The sequence below is a fragment of the Flavobacteriaceae bacterium genome (genome assembly GCA_003443635.1).
GTDB lineage: Bacteria > Bacteroidota > Bacteroidia > Flavobacteriales > Flavobacteriaceae > AU392.
Map to the genome: position 1 here is coordinate 2,497,286 of CP031964.1, position 26,606 is coordinate 2,523,891.

15 protein-coding genes are annotated in these 26,606 nt (G+C 30.8%); 13 read left to right on the forward strand and 2 right to left on the reverse strand.

Annotation, left to right across the window (positions count from 1 at the left end; translation table 11 throughout):
- The first annotated feature begins 6 nt into the window (after positions 1–6).
- The 11 genes from ggt (at position 7) to D1817_11470 (ending at position 20,403) form a co-directional block, all read left to right on the forward strand.
- On the forward strand, positions 7–1,707 hold the full coding sequence (gene ggt / locus D1817_11420; protein ID AXT20472.1) for a gamma-glutamyltransferase: 1,701 nt from the start codon (positions 7–9) through the stop codon (positions 1,705–1,707).
- Between the two features lie 37 nt (positions 1,708–1,744).
- On the forward strand, positions 1,745–4,981 hold the full coding sequence (locus tag D1817_11425) for a protease (GenBank protein AXT20473.1): 3,237 nt from the start codon (positions 1,745–1,747) through the stop codon (positions 4,979–4,981).
- Positions 4,982–5,088: 107 nt separating this feature from the next.
- Positions 5,089–7,275, forward strand: coding sequence for a hypothetical protein (locus D1817_11430; GenBank protein ID AXT20474.1), 2,187 nt, complete (start codon positions 5,089–5,091; stop codon positions 7,273–7,275).
- A complete protein-coding gene (locus D1817_11435) occupies positions 7,268–8,014 on the forward strand; it encodes a hypothetical protein (GenBank protein ID AXT20475.1) in 747 nt (248 codons plus the stop codon). The genes D1817_11430 and D1817_11435 overlap by 8 nt, the downstream gene beginning before the upstream one ends.
- Positions 8,015–8,138: 124 nt before the next feature.
- The gene (gene uvrA / locus D1817_11440) at positions 8,139–10,970 is read left to right on the forward strand and encodes an excinuclease ABC subunit UvrA (protein AXT20476.1); all 2,832 of its coding nucleotides are present in this window, start codon (positions 8,139–8,141) and stop codon (positions 10,968–10,970) included.
- Between the two features lie 17 nt (positions 10,971–10,987).
- On the forward strand, positions 10,988–11,677 hold the full coding sequence (locus D1817_11445; GenBank protein AXT20477.1) for a TIGR00730 family Rossman fold protein: 690 nt from the start codon (positions 10,988–10,990) through the stop codon (positions 11,675–11,677).
- 150 nt (positions 11,678–11,827) lie between these two features.
- Positions 11,828–14,662 (forward strand): metalloprotease, encoded by a 2,835-nt coding sequence (locus D1817_11450; protein ID AXT20478.1) that lies wholly within the window; start codon positions 11,828–11,830, stop codon positions 14,660–14,662.
- A gap of 164 nt (positions 14,663–14,826) precedes the next feature.
- A complete protein-coding gene (locus D1817_11455; GenBank protein ID AXT20479.1) occupies positions 14,827–17,238 on the forward strand; it encodes a transketolase in 2,412 nt (803 codons plus the stop codon).
- 82 nt (positions 17,239–17,320) lie between these two features.
- Positions 17,321–18,931 carry a class I SAM-dependent methyltransferase gene (locus tag D1817_11460; protein AXT20480.1) on the forward strand — a complete coding sequence of 537 codons (1,611 nt, stop codon included), beginning with the start codon at positions 17,321–17,323 and terminating at the stop codon, positions 18,929–18,931.
- A gap of 93 nt (positions 18,932–19,024) precedes the next feature.
- The gene (locus D1817_11465; protein ID AXT20481.1) at positions 19,025–19,399 is read left to right on the forward strand and encodes a DoxX family protein; all 375 of its coding nucleotides are present in this window, start codon (positions 19,025–19,027) and stop codon (positions 19,397–19,399) included.
- A 98-nt stretch (positions 19,400–19,497) separates the two neighbouring features.
- Positions 19,498–20,403 carry an MBL fold metallo-hydrolase gene (locus D1817_11470; GenBank protein ID AXT20482.1) on the forward strand — a complete coding sequence of 302 codons (906 nt, stop codon included), beginning with the start codon at positions 19,498–19,500 and terminating at the stop codon, positions 20,401–20,403.
- 3 nt (positions 20,404–20,406) lie between these two features.
- On the opposite strand, the gene D1817_11475 is transcribed toward D1817_11470, so the two are convergent.
- The gene (locus tag D1817_11475) at positions 20,407–22,191 is read right to left on the reverse strand and encodes an arginine--tRNA ligase (protein ID AXT20483.1); all 1,785 of its coding nucleotides are present in this window, start codon (positions 22,189–22,191) and stop codon (positions 20,407–20,409) included.
- Between the two features lie 542 nt (positions 22,192–22,733).
- Here D1817_11475 and D1817_11480 point away from each other — a divergent pair.
- Positions 22,734–24,854, forward strand: coding sequence for an ATP-binding protein (locus D1817_11480; protein ID AXT20484.1), 2,121 nt, complete (start codon positions 22,734–22,736; stop codon positions 24,852–24,854).
- On the opposite strand, the gene D1817_11485 is transcribed toward D1817_11480, so the two are convergent.
- Positions 24,817–25,752 carry an amidinotransferase gene (locus D1817_11485; GenBank protein AXT20485.1) on the reverse strand — a complete coding sequence of 312 codons (936 nt, stop codon included), beginning with the start codon at positions 25,750–25,752 and terminating at the stop codon, positions 24,817–24,819. The two genes, D1817_11480 and D1817_11485, sit on opposite strands and share 38 nt — an antisense overlap.
- A gap of 132 nt (positions 25,753–25,884) precedes the next feature.
- On the opposite strand from D1817_11485, the gene D1817_11490 reads away from it, so the two are divergent.
- On the forward strand, positions 25,885–26,604 hold the full coding sequence (locus D1817_11490; protein ID AXT20486.1) for a hypothetical protein: 720 nt from the start codon (positions 25,885–25,887) through the stop codon (positions 26,602–26,604).
- Positions 26,605–26,606: the final 2 nt, after the last annotated feature.

Consider the following 26,606-nt stretch of genomic DNA (forward strand, 5'->3'; position numbering starts at 1 on the left):
TTCATAATGAAAAAAATAATATTTCTCTCTCTTTTACTTTCCTTAATTCTATCCTGTAATACAAATAGTAAGCCCAAAGTTGACGAAACTAAACGAGGTTTGATCGTCGATAAAGCAATGGTAGTTTCTGCTCGTGTAGAAGCCTCTAATATTGGAAAACAAATTTTAGAACAAGGTGGAAATGCTTTTGATGCCATGGTAGCTACAGAACTAGCTTTAGCAGTTGCTTATCCTTACGCTGGTAATATTGGTGGTGGTGGTTTTATGGTGTATCGTAAAAGTAATGGAGAAATTGGTGGACTAGATTATCGAGAAAAAGCACCATTAGCAGCTACTAAAGAGATGTATTTAGATGAAGAAGGTAATGTAATTCCTGGTAAAAGTACTGAAGGCGGTTTAGCTGTAGGAGTTCCTGGAACTATAGCTGGAGTGTTTGCTGCTCATGAGAAATTTGGAACATTGCCAATAGAAACTATTATGACTCCTGTAATTGAGCTCGCAAATAGAGGTATTACACTTACTAAACGAGACGAACGTAGCCTTAAAGGATACCAATCTATTTTTGCAAAAGTTAATAAAGATAGTATGCTATTTATGAAAGATTGGAAAGAAAATGATGTTATTAAACATACTGCACTCGCTGAAACGTTTACTCGAATTATGAAGGGTGGAAAAGACGAATTTTATAAAGGCGAAACAGCTAAGCGATTAGTGTCTTATTTGCAAGATAATGGAGGCATTATTACTGAAGAGGATTTAGCACGTTATGAGGCAAAATGGAGGACTCCAATTACATTTGAGTATGATGATCTAAAAATAATTTCTATGTCACCACCATCAAGTGGAGGAATATGTTTAGCTCAAATTATGGAAATGATCGAACCTTACGATTTACATTTATACGGTCATAATTCTCCTAAGTCTATCCAGGTAATTACGGAAGCTGAACGTCGTGCTTACGCCGATAGAAGTTATTATTTAGGAGACCCTGATTTTGTAACTATTCCTGGAGATGAATTGATAAGCGAAGCTTATTTAAAAGATCGTATGGCATCTTTCTCATTTGATAAAGCTACAGCATCAAGTGATGTATCACACGGAGATGTACAAATTGTCGAAAGTAATGAAACAACACATTATTCTATTATAGACCAATTTGGCAATGCTATTTCTGTAACTACAACACTTAACGGTGGTTTTGGTTCAAAGTTATATTGTGCAGATTTAGGGTTCTTTTTAAATAACGAAATGGACGATTTTAGTAGTAAGCCAGGAGTACCAAACTCTTATGGTTTAATTGGTGCCGAAGCTAATAGCATTGTACCAGAAAAGCGTATGTTAAGTTCTATGACTCCCACTATCGTTGAAAAAGATGGAGAATTGTTAATGAGTGTTGGTACTCCAGGAGGATCAACTATTATCACTTCTGTTTTACAAACCATTTTAAATGTACATGAATATAATATGACAATGCAGCAGGCTGTTAATGCTTCTCGTTTTCATCATCAATGGTTACCAGATTTAGTTCAATTTGAACCAAATTCATTTTCTCCTGATCTTATTTCTGAATTAAAAGAAAAAGGATATCTCATCAACGAACAAAATTCTCCTGTTATTGGAAAAGTAGATGGTATTCTTGTTTTAAACGATGGTAAACTTGAAGGTGGTGCAGACCGTCGTGGTGATGATACCGCAGTAGGGTTTTAAAACTTAATAACTATAAATTAAACCAAATAATTATATAATGAAACATATTCTCGCGTCTCTAACACTCCTATCTTCGCTTTTGAGTTTTTCTCAAGGCACTCAACTATTACGACAACCTACTGTTTCTGATACACATGTAGTTTTTGTATATGCAAACGACCTTTGGAAAGCACCAATAAATGGTGGAAATGCAATTCGGTTAACCAGTGACGAAGGCTATGAGTCGAGTCCACATTTTTCAAACGATGGACAAACTATTGCTTTTACTGCTGAATATGACGGAAATACAGACGTATATGTTATTCCTGCTAATGGTGGAGAACCAAAACGAATGACATATCACCCTTCTCCAGATGTAGTACAAGGTTGGACGCCTGATAATAAAATATTATTTCGCTCAAGCAGAGAATCTCGACCTACAGAAACTAACAAATTCTTTACAGTAGGTTTAAATGATGTATATCCTAAATCTCTAGATATTAGAAGAGCAGCTTATGGAGAAATTTCTGAAGATGGTAAACATATTGCTTACACACCTATTACAGGTTGGGATGCCGAATGGCGTAATTACAGAGGTGGACAGGCAATGCCTATTTGGGTGGTAAATTTAAAGACTAAAGAGCTTATTACTACACCTCAACCTGATAAAGAGCGTCACTTAGATCCTGTTTGGCATAATGGTATTATATATTATTTATCTGAACGTGATTATGCCAGTAACATTTGGTCTTTTAACCCTGCTACCAAAGAAGAAAAACAAATTACATTTCATAAAAAATTTGATGTTAAAAGCTTAGATGCTAGCAAAAATAATATCATTTACGAGCAAGGAGGGTATTTACATTTATGGAACCCTACAGCAAACACAACAAAGCAATTAGTTATTGATGTTAAAGGAGATTTAAATTTTTCAAGACCTCGTTGGGAAAATATTACAGCTAGAAATTTATCTAATCCAAATGTATCTCCTAAAGGAAAACGTGCATTATTTGAGCACCGAGGAGAAATTTTTAGTGTCCCTAAAGAAAATGGAACCTGGCGTAATTTAAGTAACTCTTCGGGAGTTGCAGATCGTTACCCTATTTGGTCTCCAAAAGGCGATAAAATTGCTTGGTTTTCTGATGAAAGTGGAGAGTATCAATTAACTATTGTAGATCAGGATGGTCAAAATAAAACTAGTATTAAACTTCCTGATCCTACATTTTACTTTAGGCCAGATTGGTCTCCAGATGGGAAACATATTGCATTTACAGATACCGATTATAATATCTGGGTAGTTACTATTGAAACTAAAAAAGTAATTAAAGCGGATGCCGATAGCTATGCACACCCTAACAGAAGTATGAATCCTGTTTGGTCTCCAGACAGTAAATGGATTGCTTATGCAAAGCAACAAAACAGCCATTTTAAAGCAATATTTACTTATAATATAGATTCTAAAGAAACTATTCAAATTACAGATCCTATTGCAGATGCCATTTCTCCAGTTTGGGATGCATCTGGAAAATATATTTATACATTAACAAGTACAAACTATGGCTTAGCATCTGGTTGGCTAGATATGAGTTCATACGACCCGCAAACTACACGTAGTTTATATGCTATCGTTTTAAGTTCTAAAGACAAAGCACCTAATCTACCAAAAACAGATGAGGAAGAAATTAAATCAAATTCAGATAAGAAAGAAGAGAAAAAAGAAGCAATTACAGTTACTATTGACAAAAATGGTATTTTTGATCGTGCAGTAGCATTAAATTTACCTGCACGTGTATATACAGCACTTTTAAAAGGTCCTAAGCATAAAGTTTTTATTGCTGAAGCTGTTCCTAACACTCCTGGTTTTACTGTACATAGTTATAATGTAGAAAAAGAAAAAGCTACTGAATTCTCCAAAAGTGTTACTCAGATGGTAGCTTCAAACGATAGAAACTCTATTCTGTTAGGTAAAAGAGGAAGTTGGAATTTAGTTAGTACAAAATCATCTCCAAAACCAACTGCAGGTCGCTTAAATACAAATATGAAATTAAAAGTTGACCCGAAGGCAGAAGCACATCAAATCTTTAAAGAAGGTTGGCGTTTTATGCGCGACTTTTTATATGTAAATAATACACATGGAGCACCTTGGGATGATATATACAAATGGTATTCACCATGGATAAATCATGTACGTCATCGTACCGATTTAAACTATGTAGTCGATATTATGAGTGGAGAAATTGCTGTTGGTCACTCTTATGTATCTGGAGGGGATTTTCCAGATATTGATCGCGTACCAGTAGGGTTACTAGGAGCAGATTTTGAAATCTCTAAAAATCATTATCGTATTTCTAAAATTTATGGTGGAGAGCGTTGGAATCCTAATATAGAAGCACCTCTTGGTTTACCTGGTATTAATGTAAATAAAGGAGATTATCTTGTTGCTATAAACGGAAATAAATTAACAGCAGATACTAACATTTATAATTTATTGGAACAAACTGCTGGCAGAGAAATAAACATTACAGTAAATAATAAACCCTCTATGGATGGTGCCAGAACTGTATTAGTAAAGCCTGTTAGAAGTGAGGCAAGATTACGAAATATTGATTGGGTTGAAGGTAATCGTCGTAAAGTTGATGAGCTATCTGGAGGTAAATTAGCTTATGTATATGTACCAAATACTGGACAGCCTGGATTTACATCATTCAATCGTTATTATTTTTCTCAGCAAGATAAAAAAGGAGCTATTATAGATGAGCGTAATAATGGTGGTGGGTCTGCAGCAGATTATATGATTGATATCATGGAACGTGAAGTCATCGGGTATTTTAACAGTAAAGTTGAAAGTAATAATAATCGCCCTTGGACAACTCCTATGGCTGGTATCTGGGGTCCAAAAGTTATGATTATTAACGAGCGTGCTGGATCTGGTGGTGATTTATTACCTTTTATGTTTAAAGAGAAAAAAATTGGCCCTATAGTAGGAACTCGTACCTGGGGTGGATTAGTAGGAACTTGGGATACTCCTCCATTACTCGATGGTGGTCGTATGGTAGCTCCTCGTGGTGGATTTTATAATACTAACGGTGAATGGGATGTTGAAGCTGTAGGTGTAGCACCAGACATTAGAGTCATTCAAGATCCTAAATCAACAACTCAAGGTTTAGATCCACAATTAGAACGTGCAGTTAAAGAAGCTTTAAAGCTTTTAGAAACTCAAGAGTTTCAATTACAACCTGAACCAAAAGCACCAATACGCTCGAAACGTCCAGCTGGTTATAAAAATGATAACTAAAATATAAAAAAGACGAAGTAATTACTTCGTCTTTTTTATTTATACTAAACTATCAATAACAATTTGTACTTTTAATCCTCTTTAAAACTAACCAACTAATTGATTAGATGAAAAAAATATTTGCAAAACTTAAAAAAGCTGGTTTAAAAACTGCAACGTTTATAGGTAATCTTTTACCTAGTATTATCATAGGGATGATGTTAACTCTAATGATTTTTACATTTGGTAATCTTCAATCCTTAAACATTGGATATGGAAAACTTTTAGACATTCTAATTTTTATCACTTTATTTATAGTAGTGTTTCTTGCTTCTTTCTATTTATCAAAACTCATCTTATATATATTAAGAAAATTACCTTTTAAAACTAGACATTTTGCTTTTCTAGGAGTTATTTATGGATTTATATCGGTTATAGATGCTAATAGTACAATTATAAATTATGTATTGCTTATTGGGAGTGTTTTTGCATTATTATTCTATTTTATTACAAAAAAAGGGATTCACAAATACATTAAATACACATTATTCTTAGGAACAGTAACATTATTTGTATTCTTAATATTTCAATTAAGATCTGATGGAAAAGACAATTACACTAAATATAAAGAGGGTTTTTACACTAACTTAACTTTAAAAAATACAGAAACACCTGCAAAAGAGGGGACCAATAAATACAAGCAACTTACTTATGCAAGCAAAAAAGATCGACATCGCAATGAATTCGCTGAAAATGCAACTCTAAAAAGTGACTCAGTAGACCTTAGTCATTTTTTAAAGCTTAAAGGGTTTAATAATACGGTACGTAAGACGTTTTGGGGGCATGATTTAAAAGAAGCACCCTTAAACGGTCGTGTATGGTATCCCGAAACAAATGATAAATCTCCTATTGTATTAATTGTTCATGGTAATCATAGCATGCATGATTTTTCAGATATTGGATATGACTATCTAGGAGAATTATTAGCATCTAAAGGAAATATTGTAGTTTCTGTAGACGAAAATTTTTTAAATGGTGCTTCTATGTTTCATGATTTTAGACAAAATGAAAACTTATCTAGAGGGATTATTTTATTAGAACATTTAAAACAATGGCGAAAATGGAATTCTGATGAAGCTCATATATTTTTCAACAAAGTTGATTTAAATAATATTGTATTAGTTGGTCATTCTCGTGGTGGTGAAGCTGTTGGTATTGCTGCTGAAATGAATAAGTTGAATAAATACCATAAAGATGGTAATGTAGACTTAGATTATAATTTTAATATTAAAGGGATTGTACAAATTGCGCCTACAGATTTTCATGATTTAGTAAAAGGGCAAGATCTGGTAATTAAGGATATGAATTATTTATTGATTCATAGTCTTTTTGATTCGGATGTTTCTACTCCAGTAGGCAATAGAATATATAATCGCTTACGAATAAGTGATTCTACAAATTACTTTAAATCTGTTATTTCGTCATATCGTTCTAATCATGGGCAATTTAATACCTCTTGGGGGAGTTATGATTCTGGGTTTCCTCGAAACTTAACGTTAAATGTAAAACCTCTATTGCCTGAAGAGCAACAACGAGAAATTGCGAAAGTTTACATTAGTGCATTTGTAGAAACCGTTACTGAAAAATCCAATACGTATAAAAATTTGTTCAAAGATTTTAGATATGGATTAGATTGGTTACCTAAAGATTATTACACATCTCAATATGAAGATGCTAATGTAGAGAATATAGTTGATTATGAAGATGATATGGATATTCTCAACTCTGAAAGAGCTACACTATTTGGAGAAAATTTAGTAACTTGGAAAGAGAATGCTCAAACAATGAGAAACTCAGGGAAATCATCTTACGATAATCGTGTGGTGACCTTAAAATGGGATAAAAAAGATACCATAAATACAAAAGGATTAGCCAAATATGATATTAATTGGGAGCCTAAAAATGATTCTTTATCTAATTCATCCTTATCTTTTTATATGGCCAATATTGGAAAAACAAAAGCCGATTCATTGGATTTTACGATTCAATTGCGTTATAAAGATAGTACCTCAAAAGAGATAAGTATTAAAGATATCGGTCATATTAACCCTCACTTAGAGCTTAATTTATATAAATGGGAATTTTTAAATGATTTTGATCGATTTTCGAGTAAAAAAGAATATTTATTACAACGCTATGTTATAGATCCAAAATTTAGCGGAAATGCTAATGATCTAACTGGAATGAGCTTTATTTTTGATAAAGCAGAAAAAGGAACCATTATTTTAGATAAAATTAGTTTGATTAATGACTAAAAAAACAATAAAAAAGAAGAAACGTAAATACAAGCGTACTATTAAAATAATAGTTGGCATTATTATCTTTTTCACTTTACCAAGTGTATTGTTTTTTGGGTTTGTTTATTTTAAATATAGTGAAGATTTGCCTCAAGGCATACAGGGAGAAGCTGCAGATGCTTTAGCAAATAAAATGCTAAATGCCTTAGATTATGAAGCTTATAAAAACACCAATTATATTGAGTGGACTTTTAAAAATAAGCATCATTATAAATGGGAAAAATCTAAAAATAAATGTACTGTATATTGGAAAGATTATAAGGTTGATCTCAATTTAAAGGAATATTCAAAAAGTAAAACTTATGTTCATAATTTTGAAGTTGGCGGTGAACAAAAAACAAAGCTTTTAGAAAAAGCAATTAACTATTTCAACAACGACTCCTTTTGGTTAGTGGCACCTTACAAAGTGTTCGACAAAGGTGTCGAACGACAATTAGTTACTTTAGAGAATAATAATAAAGCGCTTTTAGTTACTTATACCTCTGGAGGCAATACCCCTGGAGATTCTTATTTATGGCATTTAGGTTCTGATGGTAAACCTATAAGTTATCAAATGTGGGCATCTATTATTCCTATAGACGGTTTAAAGGCTACTTGGAATGATTGGGTTACAACAGAAAGTGGTGCACAATTACCAACTAATCATAAATTCTTCTTTTTTAATTTAGATATGGGTAATGTTAAAGGTGAAAATTAATACCTTCCCTTTTCATAATTATATAATTCATCTTATTAATTATAATCAATTATTTAACACTTACTAAATAACTCTCACTTTCGTTTGAATAGTAAAAAATGTATCTTTGCGACTTTGCATTTTTATGACGAATTTCGAAGAATATATTGAAGTACAAGGCGCTAGAGTTCACAATCTTAAAAACATTGATGTTACTATCCCTAGAGAAAAATTAGTGGTTATTACTGGGCTTTCTGGTAGCGGCAAATCGTCATTAGCTTTCGATACAATTTACGCCGAAGGACAGCGTCGTTATATCGAAACATTTTCGGCTTATGCTAGGCAATTTTTAGGGGGTTTAGAACGCCCAGATGTTGATAAAATTGATGGACTTTCTCCTGTTATTGCTATAGAGCAAAAAACAACTAGCAAATCTCCCCGTTCTACCGTAGGAACTATTACCGAAATTTATGATTTTTTACGTTTATTATATGCCCGTGCCAGTGATGCATTTAGCTATAATACTGGAGAAAAAATGATAAGTTATACTGATGAACAAATTAAAGATTTGATTATTAAAAGCTTTAACGGAAAGCGTATTAATATTTTATCCCCAGTTATTCGTTCTCGAAAAGGGCATTACAGAGAATTATTTGAGCAAATCGCAAAACAAGGTTTTGTAAAAGTACGTACTGATGGAGAAATAATAGATATCGTAAAAGGAATGAAACTCGATCGTTACAAAACTCACGATATCGAAATTGTTATCGATCGGCTTAAGGTTGATGATAGTGAAGACAATAGTAAACGTCTTACTGAAAGTATAAATACTGCAATGTACCATGGAGATAGTGTACTAATGGTGATTGACAATGACACTAATGAGTTACGTTATTTTAGTCGTAATCTAATGTGTCCTTCTTCTGGAGTTTCTTATCCAAATCCAGAACCAAATAATTTTTCTTTTAATTCCCCAAAAGGTGCTTGTGATAAGTGCAATGGTATCGGTACCGTTTATGAAGTAAATACCAAAAAAATTATTCCAGATGATTCTATTTCTATAAAAAGTGGTGGTATTGCTCCTCAAGGCCCTCAAAAAAACACTTGGATCTTTAAGCAATTAGAGTTTATAGCCTTACGTTATAATTTTGATTTGGCAGATCCTATAAAATCTATCCCTAAAGAAGCTATGGAAATTATTCTTTATGGAGGTAATGAAAAATTTAACATCGATAATAAAGTAGTTGGTGTAAAAAAGAATTATAGTATAGAGTTTGAAGGTGTTGCTAATTTTATAGAAAGCCAATATAAGCATACAGATTCAACATCTATCAAGCGTTGGGCGAAAGAATATATGGATAAAGTTTCTTGCTCAAAATGTGGTGGTTCACGTCTTAAAAAAGAATCGCTTTATTTTAAGGTTAACGATAAAAATATTTCAGAATTAGCACATTTAGATATTAAAGATTTAGCTGATTGGTTTAATGATTTAGGAAATCATTTATCTGAAAAACAAAACTCAATTGCTTCAGAAATAATTAAAGAAATTAGAACTCGCATTCAATTTTTATTAGATGTAGGGTTAGATTATTTAACTATTGATAGAAGTTCTAAATCTCTCTCTGGTGGTGAAGCTCAGCGTATACGTTTAGCAACACAAATAGGATCACAATTAGTAGGCGTACTTTATATATTAGACGAACCTAGTATTGGGTTACATCAACGTGATAACGAAAAACTAATCAATTCGCTCATTTCTCTTCGCGATATCGGAAATTCTGTAATTGTAGTCGAGCACGATAAAGATATGATAGAGCGCGCTGATCACGTTATCGATATTGGCCCTAAGGCTGGAAAATATGGCGGCGAAATTATTAGTGAAGGTAATCCAAGTAATTTAAAAAACCAACATACTTTAACTTCAGATTATCTAAATGGCACTAAGGAGATAGAAGTACCAAAAACAAGGCGAAAAGGTAATGGTAAAGTAATGACACTTAAAGGGTGTACAGGGAATAATCTAAAAAATGTATCAGTAACATTACCACTCGCAAAAATGATTGGTGTTACCGGTGTTTCTGGCAGTGGAAAATCAACACTTATTAACGAAACGCTTTATCCTATTTTAAATAACTATTATTTTAATGGTGTAAAAAAACCAATGCCTTATAAAAGTATTAATGGTTTAGATCACATTGATAAAGTTATTGATATTAATCAATCGCCTATAGGAAGAACGCCGCGAAGCAATCCAGCTACATACACAGGTACTTTTAGTGAAATTCGTAGTTTGTTTTCCAAAATTCCTGAAGCAATGATTAGAGGTTATAAGCCTGGACGTTTTAGTTTTAATGTTGCTGGTGGACGTTGTGAGACCTGTAAAGGTGGAGGGCTAAGAGTTATTGAAATGAATTTTCTTCCTGATGTTTATGTAGAATGTGAAACATGTCAAGGCAAACGTTTTAATAGAGAAACTTTAGAAATTCGCTATAAAGGAAAATCTATTAGCGATGTGTTAAATATGACAATAAACGAAGCTGTTCCATTTTTTGAACATATCCCTAAAATATATAGAAAACTAAAAACCATACAAGATGTAGGCTTAGGCTATATTTCTCTGGGCCAACAAAGCACAACACTTTCTGGTGGTGAAGCTCAGCGTATAAAACTTGCTACAGAACTTTCTAAAAGAGATACTGGTAATACATTTTATATTTTAGATGAGCCTACTACAGGATTACATTTTGAAGACATTAGAGTGCTAATGGAGGTTTTAAACAAACTTGTAAATAAAGGTAATACCGTGTTAATTATTGAGCATAACTTAGATGTTATAAAAATGGTTGATCATATTATTGATATTGGATATGAAGGAGGAAAAGGGGGCGGACAAATTGTTGTAGAAGGAGCTCCTGAAGAGGTTATTAAACATAAAAAAAGTTATACCGCTAGGTTTCTAAAAAAAGAACTACATTAACTTCAAATATTAAATGTATGAAAAAATCGCAGCATCCTAAAGGATGGAATGATAAGAAAACTAATGATTCTTGGGCTATTTTTAAGATCATGGGAGAATTTGTTAATGGGTTTGAAAAAATGAGTCGTATAGGGCCTTGTGTATCTATTTTTGGATCAGCAAGAACCAAACCTGAAGATCCTTATTACAAATTAACTGTTAGTATCTCCGAAGCAATAGTAAAAGCAGGATATGGTGTTATAACTGGAGGTGGCCCCGGTATTATGGAAGCTGGTAATAAAGGAGCTCATTTAGGGGGTGGTACATCTGTTGGTTTAAATATAGATTTACCGTTTGAACAAAATGACAATCCTTATATTGATTCTGATAAGAGCTTAGATTTTGATTATTTTTTTGTACGTAAAGTTATGTTTGTAAAATATTCTCAAGGTTTTGTTGTAATGCCTGGTGGTTTTGGCACCTTAGATGAGTTATTTGAAGCTATCACTCTTATACAAACACACAAAATAGAAACATTTCCAATTATTTTAGTTGGCACAGAATTCTGGAAAGGCTTATTAGCTTGGGTTAAGGAAGTTTTATTAAAGAACAATAAAAATATAAGCCCTAAAGATTTAGATTTAATTCATTTAGTAGATACAGAAAAGGAAGTTATTGATATTTTAGATAGTTTCTATAAACAAAACGAGTTAAGTCCTAATTTTTAATTAAAATTAAAACCAGAAATAGGTATATTTCGTAAACATTATAGAAGTATCGCTTACCAAATTTGTTAAAGTAATCGTATAACTTTTATAATTTACATTAATGGCACATATTATGATGTCATTTAAAAACCATTATATTATTTCGATAGATTGAATTTTAAACCCCTATACATATTTACACTGTTTTTATCGTGTTTTTGCGCACTAAGTCAAAATAAAATTGATATTGATGCACATTTAAATGCAGATCTTAATCAAATATCTGTTAATCAAACTATAGAATATACAAATACATCAGATGATACCTTTAATATTATTTATCTAAACGATTGGAATCATAGTTTTTCTCATAAGAAAACACCTTTGGGCGATCGCTTTGAAGAAGAGTTTAGTTCAGCTTTTAGGTTTGCAAAAGATAGAGAACGAGGTTTTACTCATATTTTATCAATCCGAGACAAAGATAATAACAGTTTAAGTTTCGAGCGTTTAAAAGATCATCCAGATGTTATAAAAGTGATATTATCAAACCCTATAACAGCTAATAAGAGTTATACATTACATTTATCTTACAATCTTCAAATACCTAGAGACAAATTTACTAGGTATGGTGTAACTTCTGATAATGATTATTTTTTAAAATATTGGTATATCTCCCCTTCTGTTTATAATAAAAATTGGCAATATTACAGTAATAAAAATTTGGATGATTTATTTCATCCAAAAGCAGATATTTCGCTTAAATTAGAGTTTCCAAAAACTCACCGTATTGTTTCAGAATTAGATCTTATAAATGTTTCTGAAAACACTTCTACTAAAACAATAACCTTAAAAGGAAAAAATCGCATAGATAGTAAGTTATTTATTATAAAGGAATCTGATTTTACAACAATAGAGACTGATGATTTTTCGATAACTACAGATATTTACGAAAAAGGGCTAGGTTCAACAGAACAAGCTATAATTACAGATAAAATCACTCAATTTATAACCACTTTTTTAGGTAAATATCCTCATAAAAATTTATTAGTAAGTGATATTGAAGCTAAAAAAGACCCTATTTATGGTCTTAATCAACTTCCTAGTTTCATTAGACCATTTCCAGAAAATTTCCAATTTGAATTAAAACTTTTAAAAGCTACTTTAAATAACTATTTAGAAAACACTTTACAATTAAACCCTAGAAAAGAGCAATGGTTAAAGGATGGAATTCAAATTTATTTTTTAATGAAATATGTTGAAGAAAATTATCCTGATATGAAACTTGTAGGGTCGTTGGCAAAAGTTTGGGGATTAAAATCATTTCATTTAGCAGATTTAGATTTTAATGAACAATATACATTACTATTTATGAATATTGCTCGCATTAATCGAGACCAACCGTTAACAATGCAAAAGGATTCTCTTATAAAGTTTAATACTAATATCGCTAATAAGTATAAAGCAGGTATTGGATTAAAATATCTTGATGACTTTGTTGGTTCAAATATTTTGGATACTACTATTAAAGATTATATTGAAAATTATAAGTTAAAAGAAACATCATCTTTAGATTTTGAAACTTTATTAAAATCAAAAACAGATAAAGATATCACATGGTTTTTTAAGGATTATATTTCTACCAGAAAAAAAATTGATTTTAAAATTAAAAAAGTACAAAAAACTAAAGATTCGATCACTCTTACTATAAAGAATAAACGAAATTCAAATACTCCTATTTCTTTATTTACATTAAATAATGACTCTATAGTTTCGAAACAATGGGTTTCAAACATAAAAGATGAGAAAACTATAACTATAGCGAGAGATAGCACAGTTACTAAACTGGCTTTAAATTATGATAAGATTATACCAGAATTCAATTTAAGAGATAATTGGAAATCTTTAAAACGGGTTTTATATAATAAGCCTTTACGATTTGGGTTACTAAAAGACGCAGAAAACCCTAATTATAATCAAGTATTCTTAACCCCTTTAATAGAGTTTGATAATATTTATGACGGGCTAACATTTGGGCTTAAATTTAGTAATAAAACATTACTAAGAAAACAATGGAATTATAGAATCACACCTCAATATGGTAGTAATTCTGAAGCTTTAATTGGGAGTGGAACAATATCTTATACTAAATATTTCGAAAATAGTAATTTGTTTTCAATCAATTCTGGGTTTACTGGATCTTATAGTTCATTTGGTCCAGATTTATTCGTGCGTCGTTTAATACCATTTATTAATTTTAGTTTTAGAGATGATTCTAATTTAAGATCTAACAAATTTCAATCTTTAAATTTCAGATATATAGATATTACACGTGATGATGATTTAAGAAATATTTCTGGTAATACAACTCCGGATTATCGAGTGTTTAATGCAAGGTACATTAACATTAATTCAGAGTTAATTGATTTATTTAGATGGTCTGCAGATCTACAGTTTTCTGAGGATTTCGGAAAACTATCATTTAATTATATTTATAGAAAGCGTTTTAAAAATGATCGACAGTTAAGCATTCGCTTCTTTAATGGTTTCTTTTTATATAATAATACAGAAGAAAATTCGGATTTCTTTAGTTTTGCTTTAGATCGTCCCACAGATTATTTATTCGATTTTAATTATTTAGGACGTTCAGAAAATGATGGCATTGTTAGTCAACAAATTATAATAGCTGAAGGAGGTTTTAAGTCAAGGCTAAATACTCCTTTTGCAAATCAATGGATTTCTACCGCAAATGCAAGTACCACAATATGGAAAGATATTCAAGCATATGGAGATATTGGATTTGTTAAAAATAAAGGATTTGATCCAGAGTTTGTTTACGATTCTGGGATTCGATTAAATTTATTAACTGATTATTTTGAATTGTACTTCCCTGTATATTCCAGCCTAGGATTTGAGCTCGGAGAAAGTAATTACGCTGAACGCATTCGTTTTAAATTTACTGCAGACCTAAACGCTCTGATATCACTTTTTACTCGAAAATGGTATTAAAAATATTGAATTATTCTTAATAAAATCTAATAATACTTTATTTTTATGTGTTTTTTTTAATAAAAAATCATTTTTAATGATGATTTAGCAATATATTAACTAAGTGAAATGTTGTAAAATCCATTAAAAACGACTAAATTTGCAGTTCAATTAAATTCACTTAAATGCAAACAAACCCCAACACAAAAACTGACATTTCTTTTGATGATTTTAAATCAGAAATTATTAACGACTATACAATTGCGGTTACTAGTCGAGAATGTAGTTTACTTGGGCGTCGCGAAGTTTTAACTGGAAAAGCAAAGTTTGGGATTTTTGGAGATGGAAAAGAAGTACCTCAGTTAGCCTTAGCAAAAGCATTTAAAAATGGAGATTTTAGATCTGGATACTATAGAGATCAAACTTTCATGATGGCTATAGGAGAGCTAACCGTTGAACAATTTTTTGCTGGTTTATATGCCCATACAGATATAGAAGCTGATCCTATGAGTGCAGGTCGCCAAATGGGCGGGCATTTTGGCACACATAGTTTGGATAATGATTATAATTGGAAAGACCTAACCAAACAAAAAAACTCTAGTGCAGATGTATCTCCTACAGCTTCACAGATGCCACGTTTACTAGGTTTAGCGCAAGCTTCAAAAATATATAGAAACATAAAAGGGATTAATACCGATAAGTTTTCTGTAAAAGGAAATGAAGTTGCCTGGGGAACTATTGGTAACGCTAGTACTAGTGAAGGTATATTTTTTGAAACTATAAATGCAGCTGGAGTTTTACAAGTACCAATGGTAATAAGTGTATGGGATGATGATTACGGTATCTCAGTACATGCTAAAGATCAAACTACCAAAGAAGATATTTCGGAGATTCTTAAAGGATTTCAACGTAATGAAAATGATAAAGGTTATGAAATCTTTAGAGTAAATGGTTGGGATTATCCTGCTCTAATAGAAGCTTATCAAAATGCTTCTAAAATTGCCAGAGAAGAACATGTACCTGTGTTAATGCACGTGTTACAATTAACACAACCACAAGGACATTCTACATCCGGATCTCATGAACGTTATAAAAGCAAGGATAGATTAGATTGGGAATCAGAATTTGACTGTATTGTAAAAATGCGAGAATGGATGATTGCAAACAGTATTGCAACAAATGAAGAATTAAATATTATTGACAAAGATTTAAAGAAAGTCGTCAGAGATGGAAAAAAAGCAGCTTGGAGTGCCTTTATTTCACCAATAATAGATGAAAGAAATGAACTTGTATCTTTAATGCAAAAAGTTGCAGAAACAAGTTCTAACAAAGTATTTATTACTAAAATAATAAATGATTTAAGCGAAATAAAAGAACCAATTCGCAAAGATATTTTATCTGCTGCTAGAAAAACATTACGTTACATAACGCTAGAAACTTCAACAGAAAAACAGCAATTACAAGATTGGATCAATTCATATTTTGAAAATATCCAGCCAAAATATAGTTCACATCTTTACAGTGAATCAAAATATAAAGCCGAAAACATTAAAGCAATTGCTCCTATTTATGACGATAATGCCGAAATGGTAGATGGTAGAGTAATTATAAGAGATAATTTTGATGCTATTTTCAATAAATATCCAGAAACTTTAGTTTTTGGTGAAGATGCAGGAAATATAGGTGATGTTAACCAAGGATTAGAAGGTTTACAAGAAAAATATGGTGAATTACGTGTTGCAGACACAGGTATTCGTGAAGCTACTATATTAGGTCAAGGTCTTGGTATGGCTATGCGAGGTTTACGCCCTATTGCAGAAATACAATATCTAGATTATTTAATGTATGCGCTTCAAATTATAAGTGATGATTTAGCAACTTTACATTATAGATCTAAGGGAAAGCAAAAAGCACCGATGATTATCAGAACACGAGGCCATCGTCTAGAAGGTATTTGGCACTCTGGCTCTCAGTTAGGTGGGATTATTAATCTAGTTCGTGGAATTCACGTTTTAGTACCTAGAAATATGACTAAAGCTGCTGGGTTTTATAATACCCTTTTAGAAAGCGATCAACCAGCTCTATTAATAGAGTGTTTAAACGGTTATCGTTTAAAAGAAAAAATGCCAACCAATATAGGTGAATTTAAAACTCCAATTGGTGTTGTAGAAATTGTAAAAGAAGGAACAGATATCACATTAGTTTCTTATGGTTCTACATTGCGCATGGTAGAACAAACTGCTAAAGATTTATTAGAAGTTGGTATAGATGCTGAAGTGATTGATATACAATCTTTACTCCCTTTTGATTTAAATCATGATATTGTTAAAAGTGTTACTAAAACAAATCGTTTAATGATTATTGATGAAGATGTTGCCGGTGGTGCTTCGGCTTACATATTAAATGAAGTTTTAAACACACAAAACGCATATCAATATTTAGATAGTCAGCCACAAACATTAACTGCTAAAGAACATAGGCCAGCTTATGGTACTGATGGTGATTATTTCTCTAAACCATCAAATGAAGATATTTTTGAGGCAGTATATAGTATAATGCACGAAGTAAACCCTAAAGAATATCCAAAGTTGAGATAAAAAGTTATATATCATAATTTAAAAGACCATTCTTAAAAGAGTGGTCTTTTTTTATATATTTAGATTTCTTTTAACTCAACATATGCTAACAAAACAAAGTAAAACAGAATTAAGAGCTACTATATTTAGACATCTAGATGGTATCGCTACAACTACTACAGCGTTTTCATTACATAAAAAAGGGGTTCTAAACTATTTATTAGAGCATAAAAAAGTTAATCTAACAGATTTAACCTCTTATTTTAATGCCAATGAAGGGTACTTTAATATTGCACTACGTGTTTTATGTTCTCAAGGGTGGCTAATTCAGCATCTAGATAATGTATCAGATACAGTTTCTTATGAAACAAATGATAAAAGTACTACAGCTTTTTCTTTAGTACATTTATATGAAGATGCCGTTAATTTACTTTCTTACTCTGTAGCCTTTCCAAGTGAACGCATAGGTCCTGATGCTTTTATTGTATTAGAAAAAATATTTAAAAAATATGAAGAGAATTTTGGGTTTACTGATAATCTTCAAAAAGATAGCATAGAATATCAAATATTAAAACATATTGAAGGAGTTATCGTTGGCCCTATTATTGTCTTATTAGGTGTTAATGGTTTTTTTCACAAGTATTTTATGGATGCTTCATTTAGTGCTCATGAATATCATAAAGATCCTGAAAGTTTTAAAAAAATTCTTGATTTCTTAGCCCTTTTAGGATGGTTTTCTAAAAAGAAAAATACATATCAATTTACTGATCAAGGATTGTTTTTTGCTAAACGGGCTAGCGCTTATGGTGTTACGGTTTCATATTTACCTACATTTTTAAGGTTAGATGATCTTATTTTTGGTGACCCATTAGTTTTAAAAACTCAATCGCCAGATGACATAGAGAAGCATGTTCATCGAGAGATGAATGTATGGGGAAGCGGTGGTGCACATTCAACCTATTTTAAGGTAATTGATGAAATTATTATTAAACTCTTTAATAAACCAATAAATGAGCAACCTAAAGGGATTCTCGATATGGGATGTGGAAATGGTGCATTTATACAACACATATTTGATATTATAGAGCATCAAACTATAAGAGGAAAAATGCTAGAAGAATATCCATTATTATTAGTTGGAGCAGATTTTAACAAAGCAGCTTTAAAAGTAACTAGGGCAAATTTAATAAAAGCTGATATTTGGGCAAAAGTAATTTGGGGAGATATAGGTAGGCCAGATTTGTTAGCTAAAGATTTAGAAGATGATTATGGTATTCAATTAAAAGATTTACTTAATGTACGTACATTTTTAGATCATAATCGCATTTGGGAGACTCCAAAATCAGAAACTAATAGAACAAGCCTTTCGAGTGGAGCATATACATATAAAGGAAAACGCATCAGTAATAATTTAGTAGAAGATTCTTTATTAGAGCATTTAAAAAAGTGGAAACCTTATGTAGAACAGTTTGGTTTATTAATTATAGAGCTTCATACTATCAATCCCAAATTAGTAGCACAACATCTTGGAGAAACAGCTACGACTGCTTATGATGCGACACATGGTTATTCAGATCAGTTTATTTTAGAAGTAGATGTTTTTAACAAAATAGCAACGGAAGCAGGTTTGAGTCCAAATCCTAAATATTTTTCTAGATTCCCTGATACAGAATTAGCTACTGTTAGTGTGAATTTATTGAAAGGTGAATATTAGTTTTGGTAAATTTACATTTTAAATTTCTAGGTCTCTTCTACCCGTTTCTAAAAAGTTTTTCTTAAACTTGTTAACTAACTATAAATAAAACAGATGAAAAACAACAAAACAGATTTAGCGTTGGCTATTTTACGTATTGGAGCTTCTGCCCTACTTTTAACACATGGTATTCCAAAAATTAGTGGGCTCTCTGCAGATCCCATTCAATTTGCAGACCCTATAGGACTTGGAGCTACTATCACTTTAATTTTAGCTATTATAGGCGAAGTTGTAGGTCCAGCATTGATTATTATTGGATATAAAACAAAATTAGCAACTATTCCTGTGATCTTAACAATGGCAGTAGCTGCATTTGTTTATCACGCATCTGACCCAATAGGAACAAAAGAAAAGGCATTACTATATCTAATAATCTTTATTACGATATTCTTTGCAGGCCCAGGTAAATATTCAATCGATAAAAAATAAAACAATATAAACTAATACTAAAATGCTTCAAGAATGATTTTGAAGCATTTTCTTTTATTATATATTTACTATCAATCTTTTTCAGGACTAAGTAAGCTATGTGTAAATCTTTATTTTTTTCTTTTTTAATTACTGCATTATTTAATAGTTGTAATTCTTCTTCCGCAGAAAAGCTAACTGATCTAAATACTCAAGTTTGGATTCATGGATCAGAAAATTGTGATACAAATACAGATCCAAGCATACAAGTTGTGCAATACAATGCAAATACCTGGATATTACGACAGAACAAATGCTTAAATTATGAAGCTCCATTTATGTTTTTATTCATTGGACAAGAAAAGACCTTATTAATAGATACCGGAGCAACTAAAGAAGCTGAAAGTTTTCCTTTATATAATACTGTGAATAAAATTATACAAAATTGGCAGAACCATAATAATACGACAGTAGAGTTAATTGTAGCACATACACATGGTCATGGCGATCATTTTGCAGCAGATGAACAGTTTCAAAATAAACCTAATACAACCGTTATAGGATTAAAACAAACCGATGTTTCAAGTTTTTTTAATATTAAAGATTGGCCAAACGAACAAGTTATTTTTAATTTAGGAAATCGTGAATTGAACATTATACCTATTCCTGGGCATCAAAAAGCATCTATTGCAATTTATGATCCAGAAACTCAATTATTACTTACTGGAGATACTGTTTATCCAGGGCGTTTATACATTGAAGATTGGCAGGTTTTTAAACAGAGTATTAAAACTTTAGTAGAATTTACTAAAATAAATAGCGTTTCGTATATTTTAGGTAATCATATTGAAATGACAACAGCACCAGGTGTAGATTATCCTATTGGAACAAAATATCATCCCGAAGAACAAACATTACCTCTAAAAGTTTCTGATTTAGTAGAATTGCATACTACACTTGAAACATTAGGAGATACACCTACCCGAAAGGCATTAAATAAGCTCATAATTTTTCCAGTAAATTAATAATTACATACGATTAGGCACTTGTATTCCTAATAAACTAAATGCGTTTTTAATAGTATTGGCAACACTATTAGAGAGTTGTACTCTAAATATTTTTTCGTTAGTGCTATCTGCTCCTAAAATCGATACATTTTGGTAAAATGAATTAAATTCTTTTACAAGATCATAAGTATAGTTCGCAATTAATGCTGGGCTATGATTTTGTGCTGCATTTTGGATGACTTCTGGAAATAACTGTAATTGTTTGATGAGTTCCTTCTCTTTTGGATGCAACATTATTTCCACTTGGTTCAATGTAACATTAGTACCTATATCTGATTTACGCATAATAGATTGAATCCTCGCATAAGCCATTTGAATATATGGCGCTGCATTCCCCTGAAAATCTATAGATTCTTTTGGATCAAATAAAATTCGTTTTTTAGGATCTACTTTTAAAATATAATATTTTAAAGCTCCTAATCCAATAGTTTTATATAATTCTAGTTTTTCAGTTTCAGAATACCCTTCTAGCTTTCCTAATTCTTGAGATATTTCCTCCGCTGTTGATGCCATTTCAACAATTAAATCGTCGGCATCCACAACAGTTCCTTCTCTACTTTTCATTTTTCCGCTAGGTAAATCAACCATTCCATAGCTTAAATGAAATAAGTTTTTGGCCCAATCAAAACCAAGTTTTTTTAATATTAAGAATAAAACTTTAAAATGATAATCTTGCTCATTACCTACAGTGTAAACCATACCACCAATGTCTGGATGATCTTTTATACGTTGTATAGCTGTACCTATATCTTGAGTCATATATACAGCTGTACCATCAGCTCTTAATACAATTTTTTCATCAAGACCATCATCTGTTAAATCACACCAAACCGAACCATCTTCTTTTGTGAAAAACACATTGGTTTTTAACCCTTCAGAAATAAACTCTTTCCCTAAGAGATAGGTATCACTCTCGTAATAATAATTATCAAAGTTTACACCTAAATTTTTATATGTTTGTTCAAAACCATCGTATACCCATCCATTCATCGTTTTCCATAACGATACTGTTTCTTCATCTCCAGCTTCCCATTTTAAAAGCATTTGCTGAGCTTCAATTAATATTGGCGCTTCTTTTTTTGCTTGCTCTTCAGGTTTTCCTTGTGTAACTAAACTATTTATTTCTTTTTTATACTCTTGGTCAAACTTTACATAATAATTACCTACAAGCTTATCACCCTTCAACCCAGTACTTTCAGGAGTCTCTCCATTACCATATCGTTTCCACGCCAACATACTTTTGCAAATATGTATACCTCTATCGTTTATAATTTGGGTTTTATAAACTTTTTTACCAGATGCTTTAATAATTTCGGCAACACTATAACCTAATAAGTTATTTCGAATATGTCCTAAATGCAGAGGTTTATTTGTATTAGGTGACGAGTATTCTACCATTACCGCTTTATCTCCTTCAATAGGGTTTATAAAGCCATATTTTGAATTGTTTTTAATAGAATTAAAGAAATCAAAGTAAAACGAATCTGCAATAACAATATTTAAAAACCCTTTAACAACATTAAATGCTTTAACTAGTTCTACGTGTTCCACTAAATAGTTTCCAATAGCCTCCCCTAAACTTACAGGGTTTGTTTTAATCACTCTAAGCATTGGAAAAATCACTACAGTAATATCTCCTTCAAATTCTTTACGGGTTGCCTGAAACTCAACTGAATCTAGAGTTACATTATGCAAAGACATTAAGGCTTGTTTAATATGAATAGATAAGGAATCTTGAATCGTCATTAAATAGATAAATTAGGCTGCAAAGATAGAATTTTTATTAAAGTATATAATACAGAAATCATCTTCAGTTGTTATCTATTTTTATTACTATAAAAGTTGAGGTTTCACAATTATTCTCACATGATTACTTTGTCAGATTTTCTTTCAATATTAATTAAAAAATGCTATACAATTAATGTAGTTTTTTAATTCAAAAAATAATTAACTATTTGATAATCAATACATTAATTTAAACATGCATTTCATCGATAAAAGTGTAGTTTTTCCATGTTTTTTACCATTGGTCGATAATGATTTTTATAAAAATAAATTATCTTCCATTTCATCTAATTTTTTAGCATTAAAACGCAGAAATTAGGCATTTAAAAGTCTTTTGTTAATTTTTGTCTTCTAAATGCTATTGACCAATTATAATAAATTTTATAGCACTTGCATTTTGTTATAAAAATATTATTCTGTTTTGTAGTGTATACTTAATTTTCCTCTCCCTCAAGGCAAGTTTAGGTAAGGATTTTTGTTGCACCTAAAACCACTTGCGGTATATGAAACAGTTAATTACTTTAACTGCTATTTTATTGATCTCTCTCTCTGGAGTCTCTCAGACATCCGAGCAAGATAGTCTCGCACTACAATTATCTTTTCAAGCACAAGACACAACTAAAGTAAATACTTCAATACTACTTATTGAATCCTTTTATAATTCTGGTGATTATAGAAAAGCACAATCATACATTGATGAAACAGAAAAATTATCGTCAGATCTAAAGTATAAAAAAGGAGATGCAGATATAATGTATTTTAAAGCACTTATCTATGCTCAAAAAGATGATTACTATAATGCTTTAGATTATTACGACAAGTCATTAAACTTATATAAGCAACTAAGAGATTCTTTAAGTATTGCTAAGGTAAATAACAATTTAAGTCTTATAGAAATTAAAAGAGGTAATTTTTCAAAAGGATTAAAGTATTCGTTGTCTGCCATAGGTATTTTTGAACGTAAAAATCTAAAAAACGAACTTAGTTTAGCTTATAATAATCTAGCTGAAGCTTATTATAATACCAATCGAATAGAGGATGCTATAACATTTAACCTTAAAGCCCTTGAAGTTAGAGAACAAATATTAGATACTGAAGGAATAAAGAATTCTACCAATAATATTGCTTCACTCTATTCTATTCAAAAAGAACATCGTAAAGCGATTGAATATTATAACAAAGTATTAGATCTCGTTAGTGATTCTAGAGAAGATAGAGAAATGAGAGGTGATGTGTTATCTAATTTAGGAGATGAGTATTTGAGTTTTAATGATTTTGTAAATGCAGAAAAATTTCTAGTTCAAGGTTTAAGATTAAACAGAACTACAAAAAACAAAAAAGGAATTTTAAAATCTTTAAATGGAGTTGCAAGAATTAATATAAGAAAGGAGAAAGTAATATTAGCACAAGGTCAAATAGATGAAGCTTTTGCAATAGCTAGAGAAATTAATGATGACGATGAGTTACTTAAAAATTATAAACTCAGAATAGATATTGATTTATTGAAAAAAAATTATAGAAGAGTTATCAGGTGGCAAACAGAATATTATGACTTAAGAGAAAAAATTAGAATAGAAAACACGCCAGTTCCTATTATTAATATTGAAGAACCTGACCCTACAGAAACTAATTTTGGAGAAGAAGAACCTTCAACAACACTTTCCAATAATTCTGAAGCTAAAACGACATCTTTTTTTAAAAACCCTACTTATTTATTATACGGTTTAATTGGAGCGCTAGCGCTTTTGGTAATTTCTATAATTATTGCAATAGCTAAAGTTAAAAACAAAGATTCACATGCAAAAAAATTAGAAGTTGAAAACAATAAACTTAAGGAAGAAAGTGACTCTACTGTAAAACAAATCTCTAATCTTGAGGAAACAAATTTTGTTAAAGATAGGTTGTTTTCTATTGTTTCTCATGATCTAAAAGATTCTATAACTTCCATAAAAGCATTTTTAGATCTATTAAAAGAAGATAGTATTTCTAAAAAAGAATTTGATGAGCTCATTCCCGAACTTAGCAATAATGCAGATAATGCTTCTGCTCTCCTTTTAAACTTATTAAATTGGTCTAAATCGCAAATGCAAAATTTAGATCCTAAACCTGAGTTATTCAATATTCAGGATGTATTTAACGAAAAAATTAGTTTAATTAAGAAAAAAGCTGAAAAAAAGAAGCTCGTATTAATTAACGAATCCTATAAAGATTTCATTTTTGCTGATCGAAGTATGATTGAAATTGTTGTACAGAATTTATTAGCTAATGCTGTTAAATTTTCTAGTGTTGGGGATGTTATAACAGTATCTAACAGACAACGAAACGGTCACGCTTTAATTTCTATTGAAGATACTGGCGTAGGTATTTCTAAAGAAAATCAAGAAAAATTATTTAAAAATCAAGGATTTACTACACAAGGTACTGACCATGAAAAAGGTACTGGCTTAGGATTATCTATTTGTAAGCAGTTAATAGAGTTAAATAAAGGAAGTATTTGGGTAGAAAGCGAACCTAATTTAGGAAGTCGTTTTTATGTAGAACTTCCTAAAAGTGAAACTATGCATGAGTATTATAAAAATATAGAAGTTAATTCTCCAGTTTTTGTAAAAGCACCTCAATCATAAGGCATCTTATACTTCCACCACCACAAGCTTCAATAGTACTAATTTCACTAGATATAATATCACAATTCGATTTAATTGCATTAATTTGATTATTTGTTAGCGAATTACAAGCAGATTGACTCATCACTAAATAACGTTTATTATTACTCCCTTTAACTTGTAACATATTACCAGCAAACTGTGCTACTTGATCTTCAGAAATCTCTATAATTTGTTTTCCACTAGTTTTAAGGTGTTTTATAACATTTTTTCGTTCTTTTTTATCATCTATGCACTCTAAGCAAATTATTGCAAAAGTTTCAGCTATACACATCATCACATTGGTATGATAAATTGCTTTTCGTTCTTCATTAACAGTTTGATTGGCAATAAATACAATAGGTGTATACTCAAAATCTTCACAAAATTCAATAAATAAGCTTTCGTCAGAACGAGGTGATATTGCACAATACGCCTTATGATTATCTCTATCCAGTACTATACTACCAGTTCCTTCTAAAAATACGCTTTCATCTTCAGCGCTCGAATAATCAATTACATTTTCGATTATAAAGCCATTTTGTTCAATAAAATCGAGTACATCTTCACGGCGCTCTAAACGTCTATTTTTTGCATACATAGGATATAAAGCTACATTTCCATTACTGTGTAGTGATATCCAATTATTAGGAAAATGAGCATCGGGCGTATCTAAGTCATCATCACTTTCATAGACGATAACATTTACACCAGCATCTTTGAGTTTATTTACATAAGTATCAAATTCAAATTTTGCACGAACTTGCAAAGCATCATTTACTATAACTTTTTTTTGATAATAATTACTAGAAACTGTTTGCTCATTGGCTCTAATATTATTAGGGCGAATCATTAAAATGGTATCTGTAATCTGTTGCATTTTTTAAATTTTAAAAACCAAAGTTACTATTTTAATAGTGTTTGGCATGAGTAAGCTCTTGTTTGTCGAAATATTTTTATTCTCTATTACCATTACGTTTGTTTTGACATCATAATCATTAAATTTATAATCATGAAATTCAAGCACATTTTAGTATTACTCACATTTATAATGTTTAGCTCTTGTATAGTCAAATCTCTAAAGCCATTTTATACACAAGAAGCTATAGAGTTTCAAGAAAATCTTTTAGGGAAATGGGAAGCCAGCAATGGATCTAAATGGCTTGTATTTTCTATTATAGATATTTATACAGAACAAAAAAAAGATTCGCTATTTAATAGTTTAACACAAGAAGATTTAAAAATCTACAAAGAGCTTAAAGATGCTTATCTTATAGGTTATCTTGAAAAAGAACAAGAAAATATTGAAGATGCTGAAACATATATGGCTGTTCCTTTTAAAATAAAAGATGAAGTCTTCATTGATTTTATTCCTTATGATTTTGTAGACTTAGGTACAAGTGATTTATTAGAAAATCATCTATTAAAAACACACTCAGTAGCAAAATTAGAATCTTTAGATAACAAGAAAATAAAACTAACTTGGTTAGATAGTAGTAGGCTAAATGATCTTTATAAAGAGAGTAAGGTTAAATTAAAACGTGAAATTGTTAGCCCGACTGAAAGCGATAGTGATAATAGTGATTATGTCTTATCTGCATCTTCAGAAGAGCTTTACCAATTTTTAGAAAAATATGTGAAATCTGATATTAAAAATAAATGGGAGTCAGATACAAAATTTACATTGAGTAAAGTAAGCAATTACGAAACCTTAAAAGAGAGTTATAAATAGAT